General features: G+C 68.1%; 8 protein-coding genes. 6 read left to right on the forward strand and 2 right to left on the reverse strand.

Annotation, left to right across the window (positions count from 1 at the left end; genetic code table 11):
- Window positions 1–171 precede the first annotated feature (171 nt).
- Window positions 172–510 carry a hypothetical protein gene (locus tag GWK61_RS26245; RefSeq protein WP_194912222.1) on the forward strand — a complete coding sequence of 113 codons (339 nt, stop codon included), beginning with the start codon at window positions 172–174 and terminating at the stop codon, window positions 508–510.
- Between the two features lie 123 nt (window positions 511–633).
- Window positions 634–1146, forward strand: a complete 513-nt coding sequence (locus tag GWK61_RS26250; RefSeq protein WP_194912229.1) for a GNAT family N-acetyltransferase — start codon at window positions 634–636, stop codon at window positions 1144–1146.
- Between the two features lie 39 nt (window positions 1147–1185).
- Here the strand turns inward: GWK61_RS26250 and GWK61_RS26255 are convergent, their stop codons facing one another.
- Entirely contained in the window at window positions 1186–3600 is a 2415-nt protein-coding gene (locus GWK61_RS26255; RefSeq protein WP_194912239.1) for a phosphocholine-specific phospholipase C, read from the reverse strand.
- 328 nt (window positions 3601–3928) lie between these two features.
- Here GWK61_RS26255 and GWK61_RS26260 point away from each other — a divergent pair, with 328 nt between their 5' ends.
- The 3 genes from GWK61_RS26260 to GWK61_RS26270 are packed head-to-tail and all read left to right on the forward strand — an operon-like array spanning window position 3929 to window position 5672.
- Window positions 3929–4534, forward strand: coding sequence for a fluoride efflux transporter FluC (locus tag GWK61_RS26260; protein ID WP_323747758.1), 606 nt, complete (start codon window positions 3929–3931; stop codon window positions 4532–4534).
- Window positions 4531–4893: a fluoride efflux transporter CrcB gene (crcB, locus tag GWK61_RS26265; RefSeq protein ID WP_194912245.1), complete on the forward strand. Its 363-nt coding sequence runs from the start codon at window positions 4531–4533 to the stop codon at window positions 4891–4893. Before GWK61_RS26260 ends, crcB begins: the two co-directional genes overlap by 4 nt.
- Window positions 4890–5672 carry an oxygenase MpaB family protein gene (locus tag GWK61_RS26270; RefSeq protein WP_194912247.1) on the forward strand — a complete coding sequence of 261 codons (783 nt, stop codon included), beginning with the start codon at window positions 4890–4892 and terminating at the stop codon, window positions 5670–5672. Before crcB ends, GWK61_RS26270 begins: the two co-directional genes overlap by 4 nt.
- Here GWK61_RS26270 and GWK61_RS26275 read toward each other — a convergent pair.
- Window positions 5663–7528, reverse strand: coding sequence for an AMP-dependent synthetase/ligase (locus GWK61_RS26275; RefSeq protein ID WP_194912248.1), 1866 nt, complete (start codon window positions 7526–7528; stop codon window positions 5663–5665). The two genes, GWK61_RS26270 and GWK61_RS26275, sit on opposite strands and share 10 nt — an antisense overlap.
- Before the next feature lie 266 nt (window positions 7529–7794).
- On the opposite strand from GWK61_RS26275, the gene GWK61_RS26280 reads away from it, so the two are divergent.
- A partial coding sequence (locus GWK61_RS26280) for a single-stranded DNA-binding protein (protein ID WP_194912250.1) occupies window positions 7795–8162 on the forward strand: 368 nt, incomplete at its 3' end.

Genomic DNA, 8162 nt, shown 5'->3' on the forward strand with positions numbered 1-8162 from the left:
TGCTGGGGCGGCCGGGCGGGTGTCACCGCCGGTTTCCTTGAATTAATCGAAACGTTGCTCACGTTCGTCCCAGATGTCGCGACTATCAGATCTATAGGTGAGACTCTTGCTGGAGGACTGGCCGCCGCCCCCGTCGGCCACATCCCGGATTCACTCTTTGGGAGTCAAGGAATGACCGCTTCGAGGTCTTTGGGCGCTCGCCTGGCCGACCACTCCGGTGCCCTGCACGGCACCTGGGGGGACGCCGGCGCGGTGGCGGTCGGACTGCTGTTCCTCGCCCTCGGCCTGGTGCTGGCGTTGGACGTGCTCAGACTCCTCGCCGCCAAGCGCGCCGACCTGTCGGTCCACAGTGCCAAGTGGCTGCACGAGTCCACGGCCCGGCTCAGCAGCGGCCGGGCGGAGCACCACCGGCAGTGCAAGCGGGAGGGCCTGCTGGAGGTCGTCGGCTGGGGCCTGGTGGGGCTGGGGGCGCCGGCGTTCCTCGCCGGGTTCGTCGGGCTGGTCGCCTGACATGAGTGCCTGACACGGCTGCCTGATACGACTGCCTGACACGGCTGCCTGACCGATTCCCTGATCGGCCGCTCCGCAGAACTCGCTGGCGTCCGGTTCTGTACACCTGTGAAGATGCGCTGTATGGCTTACACCGTGCGCCGCACCACTGCGGATGAGTGGCGGGACTTCAGGGAGCTGCGCCTGGAGGCGCTGCTGGACTCGCCGACCAACTTCGGCCAGACCCACGAGCAGGCCCTCGCCATTCCGGACGAGCAGTGGCAGGAGCGCGCGCAGACCAATGCCGCGTCCGAGGAGCAGGCCTTCTACGTCGCCGTCGACGACGCGACCGGCTGGCTCGTCGGCATGTGGAGCGCGGCGCCGCACTTCAACCGTCCGGGCTCATGGATCGTCCTGGGCGTGTACGTCCGCCCCGAGGCGCGCGGAACCGACGTCGCGCGCCGCCTGAACCGGGCCGTCATCGACTTCGCGCGTACCACGGAGGCCAAGGAACTCGTCCTGCTGGTCCGGGACGACAACGAGCGCGGCCGCCGCTTCTACGAACGGGAGGGGTTCGTGCTGACCGGCGGTTCTCAGCCGCACAACCTCGACCCCTCCCACGACCTCGTAGAGATGCGCTACGAGACCTTCCGGTAGCGCACCTCTACAGAGAACGTGCTTATAGGGCTTTGTAGATCAGATCCCTATAACGTTCAGCTCCGCACAGGAGGTCCACGGGTTCCCGTTGACCTCCGTCAGCGCGCGGAAGCGTATGTAGCGACCGGCCGCGGCGGTGAAGTTCACCGTCTTCAGGCTGTTGTTGTTCGCAAAGGTGCCGGTCGCCACCGCGGTGCCCCAGTTGGTGCCGTCGGCGCTGACGTAGAACTCGTACTGGCCGACCCAACCGTGGTTGCCCCCGTCCTGCCGCGGCAGGTACGTGAAGCCGGACACGGAGTGCGAGGCGGTCATGTCGAGCTGGATCTCGTGCGGGCACGGCGGGTTCGGCGAGACGTTGTACCACTGCGTGTGCCAGAACGTAGAGGTGCTGCCGTCTATAGCGTTGGTCGCCGCACCGTTCTCGCCGACCGTCTCCTGGCTGTCGACGTACTTCACCGTCCAGCCGGTCCGGTCCAGGACGGCCGGCGTGCCGCCGCCCCCGCCGCCGGGCGTCGCGGGCTGGCCGGTCTCGATCTTCCCGGCGAACCGGCGCAGGAAGTTGTCGCCGACGTTCGCGGTGGCCGTCAAGTCGTACCAGCCGCCGGCCGTGGACCAGGAGTGGGTGACGGTCGCGCCGCCGCCGACCGTGAAGGTCCAGGGGCCGCCGGTGATGAAGTGGTTCGCCTTGACGGTGATCACCGCGGAGGCGGTGCCGGTGTTGGTCATCGTCAGCACCAGCGCGTTGTTCGCGGTGTCGTAGCTCGGCTTCACTTCCAGGTGCGGCAGCGAGGCGTTGCTGATGGTTGTCAGGTCGCCGACGAACGTGCGCAGGAAGCTGTTGGGGCCGTGCACGTCGAGCGAGTACTTGCCGGCGCTGACGCTCTGCGCGCTCCAGTAGTCCGAGGACGTGGAGTTCGGCGCGATGAGGTACTGCCAGTTCGCGAAGGTCCGGTAGGCCGTGGTGTAGGCCTGGAGCGGGACGGCCTGCGCGCCGGCGTTGGAGAAGTCCGTCCAGAACCGGCCGGCGGCCAGGTCGTAGCGGCCGGTGACGTTCGGCTGGTAGAGCGTGGCGCGCTGGCCCTTCGTGCCGGACTCCTGAGTCGGCATGCTCTGCGTGGCCGGCGGGGTCGGGGTGGGGAGCGTCGAGCACTGGTTGTTCGCCGCGGTCACCAGCGGGCCGGTGGCCGGCAGGCTCGGGAACGTGGTGGTCGTGCTGGCGAAGTTCAGTGCGGTGGTGAGGTCGCCGCAGACGGCACGCCGCCACGCCGAGATGTTCGGCTCCTGCACCCCGGTCCAGGCCTCGATCAGCCGGATCGTGGAGGTGTGGTCGTAGATCGTGGAGTCCACCCAGCCGCCCTGCGACCAGGGCGAGATCACGATCTGCGGGACCCGGACTCCCAGCCCGATCGGCAGGCCGCCGACGAACTCGTCGGCCGTGCCGGCCGGCGGGGTCGGCGGGACGACGTGGTCGAAGAAGCCGTCGTTCTCGTCGTAGTTGAGGATGAAGACGGTCTTGGACCACACGTCCAGGTTGGACGCCAGCGCGGTGAGCATCTTCGAGACGTAGTCCGCACCCAGGGCCGGGGCGTAGTTCGGGTGTTCGGACTTGCCGGCCGGGGCGACGATCCACGAGACCTGCGGCAGGGTGCCGTTGGTGACGTCGGCCTGGAACTCCGCGACCGAGTCCGTGGACTTCACCATGCCGCGCTGGTGGAGCGGGCTGCTGGTGGCGGCGTTCTTGTACTGGTTGAACCAGGCCAGCGCGTTGTCGTCGTAGTTGTCGGTCTCCTGGTACACCTTCCAGGTGATGCCCGCGGCCTGCAGCCGCTCCGGGTAGGTGGTCCAGGTGTATCCGGCCTCGGAGTTGTCCGTGACCGGCCCGCCGCCGGTGCCGTTGGGGTCGATCATCCCGGTCCACAGGTAGAGCCGGTTCGGGTTGGTCGGGCCCATGACGGAGCAGTGGTAGCCGTCGCAGATGGTGAAGGCGTCGGCGAGGGCGAATTGGAACGGGATGTCGGCCCGGGTGTAGTAGCCCATGGTCTCGACGCCCTTGGCCGCGACCCAGCCGTTGTAGGAGCCGTTGGCCCACGCGTTGTGGGTGCCGCTCCAGCCATGGTCCAGATCCGGGACGCATTGTGCGCTGGTGGTCGCGGTGTCCAGGTGCCAGGGCAGGATGGTCTTGCTGCCGTTGGGCTGGGTGGACACCGTGGTGCCGTTCTGGAACACGTACGGCGAGGTGTCGTTGAACCCGCGGACCCCGGCCAGGGTGCCGAAGTAGTGGTCGAAGCTGCGGTTCTCCTGCATCAGGATCACGATGTGGCCGATGTCGCTGAGCGAGCCGCTCATGCCCGCGGTGGCGGCCATGGCGGTGCGCAGCGTTTCCGGCAGGAAGGCGGCACCGGCGGCAGCCGCCGCGGAAGCGGACAGGAACGTGCGTCTGGAAAGGGGAGACATCTCACTCCAGGCGTGTGGGAGAGATCGGGTGAGGGTGGCTGCTCGCGCGAGATGCCCTGTGAATGTAGGTGCGCGTCGCAGTGCTTGTAAATGCGCGATCTGCGGCGTAACGGTAAAATCCAAGCGTCTGTGGAGGAGACTCCAAGGGAACGCCGGCCGGGCCCGTATTCCATCGTCGCTACGGCTCTGGCCAGCGCGTCAACAATCGACAGGGGTCGGATTCGGCTATAAGCGCCATGGCGAAATAGGGGGACGTCCGCGATGCCCGCATCCGTACCGGGACGGACGCTTTTGGCTCCGGGCGGTCGTGCAGGCGATCATGGGGCGCGTGAATCCGCCACAGCCGCCCTCCAGCTCCGGGCAGCACCACGCCTGGCACCACGAGGTCCCGCCGGAAGCCGAGGGCAGCAGCGTCGAGGCGCCGATCCTGTCTGCGACGCCTTCGGGGGATTCGGCGGGTTCGGCGTCCTCAGCCGCCTCGGGGTCCTCGGGCACCACAGGCGCCCCATCGGCTCCGGCGCCGAGCCCCGCGCGGGTGGTAGCGGTCATCGCGGTCGGCGGGTTCCTCGGCGGGCCCACGCGCTACCTGCTCGGCCAGGCGTTCCCGACGGCTGCGCGCACGTTCCCGGTGACGACGTTCGCCATCAACGTGAGCGGGTCCTTCATCCTCGCGGTGCTACTGGTGTGCGTCATCGAGGTGTGGCCGCCGACGCGCTATGTGCGGCCCTTCGGGGCGGTCGGGTTCCTGGGCGCCTATACGACGTTCTCCACATGGATGGTCGATACGGACCGGCTCATGGCCGCGGGACGCTATGGGTTCGCCGCTCTTAACGTCTTCGGCAGTCTGTTCTCCGGGCTAGTGGCTACAGCCCTCGGTATCTTCCTGGCGCGCGCGGTTCTCGTCAGGCGTTCCCCTGGATGGTCCCGCGCATGACACTTCTTGCTGTTGCGCTCGCCTCCGCTGTGGGGGCGCCTGCGCGGTACCTGGTAGACCGGTTCGTGGCGACCCGGAACCGGGGCGCTTTCCCCTGGGGAACGCTTGTCATCAATGTCACAGGTGCGTTCATCCTGGGGGTGTTGGTGGGTATAGGTGCCCATCATGGGCTGTCCAAACAAGCGGTGGCGATCCTCGGTACCGGCTTCTGCGGGGCCTATACGACGTTCTCGACATTCAGTGTGGAGACGGTGAGGCTGGTGGAGGAGCGGGCATTCGCTAAGGCCGCGACGAACGTCGGCGTGAGTCTGGCCGCTGGGCTGCTCGCGGGTGCGGCCGGATTGGGGTTGGCGCAGTGAGGACGTCCCGCGAGACGGCGATCCAGAGGGTCGTCGGCGAGGCTTGTGTTCTTGTCGGCGCCGGCCGCGCGATTCTGCTTCAGGTGGCGCATCCCAAGGTTGCGCAGGGAGTGGCCGAGCACAGCAACTTCGCAGAGCACCCCTTTAAGCGGCTGCGCGGGACGCTGGACTTCATCTACAGCTCTACTCTCGGCACGCGTGAGGAATCCGCATGGGTCGCCGGTCATGTGAACCGCATCCATACCTACGTCAAGGGGCCGGGCTACTCCGCCAGCGATCCGGACCTCCAGCTCTGGGTCGCCGCGACGCTCTATCAGTCAGCCGTTCAGATTTATGAGCTGACGCTCGGGCCGATGTCTCCTGCGATGCGGGAGGAGTTCTGTCGGGAGAGCTCCGTATACGGCACCCTTCTTGGCTGTCCTGAGGACCTCTGGCCGTCCTCTGTAGAGGAGTTCGAGAAGTACTGGGACAGCGCGTTGGCGGCGCTGGTGGTCTCCGGCGAAGCCAAGCGCATCTGTCATGACCTGCTCTACAGCAAGGCGGTCCCTCTCCTCCTGCGTCCGCTGTTGCCGGTGAACCGGCTCATCACTACAGGCCTGCTGCCGGAGGATCTGCGGAAGCAGTTCGGGCTCGCGTGGGGCCCGCGCCGCGAGCGGTTGTTCCGCTCCGGGATGCGGGTGGCGCGGCTGACGTACCCGTGGGTTCCCCGGTGGGTACGTCGCCTGCCCATGACGTTCTATATGCAGTACTTCCGTAGGCGCTTCCGCGCTTATGCGTGAAGCTCCTCTTCGCCGGCTCCCTCTGCCTGCGCGTACATCTCGTCGATGACGTCGGAGTAGCGGTCGACGATCACCCGGCGGCGCAGGCTCAGCTTCGGAGTGACCTCACCGGTGTCCGGGGTCCAGGGCCCTGCGATGATCGTGTACTTCTTCACCTGTTCGACTCTGGAGAGCTTCGCGTTGGCGTTCTCCACGGCCTGCTCTACCGCGGCGCGGGCTTCGGGGGAGTGCACGGCCTCTGCGGCGAACACGTCGGGGTCCAGGACGATCAGGGCCGTGATGTAGGGGCGGCGGTCGCCGATCGCGGCGGCGAAGCCGACCGCCGGGTGCGTGGTCAGGTGGCTCTCGATCAGCGTCGGGGCGATGTTCTTGCCGCCGGAGGTGATGATGAGCTCCTTCTTGCGGTCGGTGATGGTCAGGAAGCCGTCGGCGTCGATCGTGCCGACGTCGCCGGTGGCCAGCCAGCCGTCGGCGTCCAGCGGGGACTGGACGCCGCCGTCCGGCTGGAGGTAGCCGGCCAGCACGATCGGGCCGCGGACGAACACCTCGCCGTCGTCGCCGAGCTTCAGCTCCACGCCCGGGATCGGCTTGCCGACGGTGCCGACGCGGTTGGCGTCCGGCGTGCAGACCGTCGCCGCGCCGCTGGTCTCGGACATGCCCCAGAGCTCCATCAGGGGGAGGTTCAGGCCGTGGAGATAGCGCAGGGTCTCCACCGAGATCGGGGCCGCGCCGCTGGTGGCGCGGGTGACCTTGTCCAGGCCGAGCAGGGAGCGCGCGGGGGCCATCACGGTGCGGTCCGCCTCCTCGACCGCCTGCGCCAACTCCTCCGGAACCTGCTTGCCGGCCGCGCGGAGGTCGAAGGCCTCCAGGGTGAGCGCGTGCGCCTTCTCGAACGCCTCGCGCTGCTCCGGAGGGGCCATTTTGAGCAGGCCCTGGATACCGGCGACCAACTTCTCCCAGATGCGCGGCACGCCGAACAGCGCGACGGGGTGGACGCGGCCCAGCGCGCCGACGATCTGCCGGGGGTCGGGGCACAGATGGACGTGCGCGATCTTCATGACGTTGCCGTACAGGCTGAGCTCGCGCTCGGCGATGTGGGCCAGCGGCAGGTAGGCGACGGTGTCGGGGAAGTCCGCGACAGGCGTGATCGAGTCCACCACCTCGGCCTCGTACAGGACGTTGAGATGCGTCAGCACGACGCCCTTGGGATCGCCGGTGGTGCCGGAGGTGTACATCATGCCGACCGGGTCCTCGGCCCGGATCTGCCGCCAGCGCTGCTCGAACAGGCTCGGGTTGCTGGCCAGGCGCTCGCGGCCGATGGCCACCACCGCGCTGTAGGGCAGGAACTGCTTGCCGTGCGCGGCCTCGCCGGTGACGACGGAGTCGGCCTCCTCGACCACGATGACGTGCCGCAGGGCGGGCAGGTCGGCCAGCACCGGCTGCCAGCGCTCGATGTCGTGCCGGCCCTCCAGCACCACGATCGGGGCGGCGCTGTGCGCGGCGACGTAGCCGATCTGGTCGGTGGACAGGGTGGCGTAGGCGGTGCAGGGGATGGCGCGGGCGTGCTGAGCGCCGTAGTCGACGATCCAGTGCTCGAGCCGGCTGGACATCATGGTGAGCAACCGGTCCCCGGGCTCCAGACCCAGCGCCACCAGCCCCTCGGAGAACTCCGCGGCGCGCTCCCGCAACTCGGACCAGGTCAGGGTGCTGGTACTGCCGGCGGCATCCGGAGCGCTGGTGAGCGCCGGCCGCTCCCCGTGCTCGATCGCGTTGCGCTCGAGCAGGGCGGGCACGGTCAGCCCCGCGATCGCGGTGTCGAAGTCCTCAGCGGCAGCGTTCTCCTGGGTACCGGTCACGACGAACCTCCTGCTTCGGCTGCGTTTCGGCAAACACTAAAACCGCCCAGCGCCCCACGGAAGAGCCCTGACTGGGCCGATCGAGTGCACCCTCCTTCGAACCCTTGTGCCCGATTGGCGAAGAATGCGAGCATAGTCCCAGAAGCACCCGGGGGCCGGCGATCACCAGCACCACAGAGCCAGAACTGCCAGAACTGCCAGAACTGCCAGAACCAGCCAGATCAGCCAGAGCACAAGCACATCAGCACATCCAGGGGGATGCACCGATGAACGAAACCACCGTCACCGTGGTCGGCACCGTCTGCAGCGAAGTCCGCTACGGCCAGTCCGCCGACGGCAACCCGATCGCCCGCTTCCAGATCCGCAACACCCCCCGCCGTTACGACAAACGCACGGGCACCTGGACCGAAGGCGACCCCAACTACTTCAGCGCGGTCTGCTGGCGCACCCTGGCCGACCACGTGGCGAGCAGCATGGGCGTCGGCGACCCGGTGGTGGCCGCAGGCCGCCTCCGCATCAACCGCTGGCGCCGCGGCGAGGAGAACGTCGTGACAGCCGAACTCGACATCCAAGCCATCGGCCACGACCTCCGCTGGGGCACCACCGTCTACCGCCAAGCCCCCCGCCCCGGCCC

The sequence above is a fragment of the Catenulispora rubra genome (assembly GCF_015356825.1).
In the GTDB taxonomy this organism is placed as follows: Bacteria; Actinomycetota; Actinomycetes; order Streptomycetales; family Catenulisporaceae; genus Catenulispora; species Catenulispora rubra.

Excerpts from the sequence above, each read along its gene's own strand:
- GWK61_RS26245 (WP_194912222.1), top strand. The coding sequence starts at position 172 with ATGACCGCTTCGAGGTCTTTGGGCGCTCGCCTGGCCGACCACTCCGGT.
- GWK61_RS26250 (WP_194912229.1), top strand. The coding sequence starts at position 634 with ATGGCTTACACCGTGCGCCGCACCACTGCGGATGAGTGGCGGGACTTC.
- GWK61_RS26255 (WP_194912239.1), bottom strand. The coding sequence starts at position 3,600 with ATGTCTCCCCTTTCCAGACGCACGTTCCTGTCCGCTTCCGCGGCGGCT.
- crcB (WP_194912245.1), top strand. The coding sequence starts at position 4,531 with ATGACACTTCTTGCTGTTGCGCTCGCCTCCGCTGTGGGGGCGCCTGCG.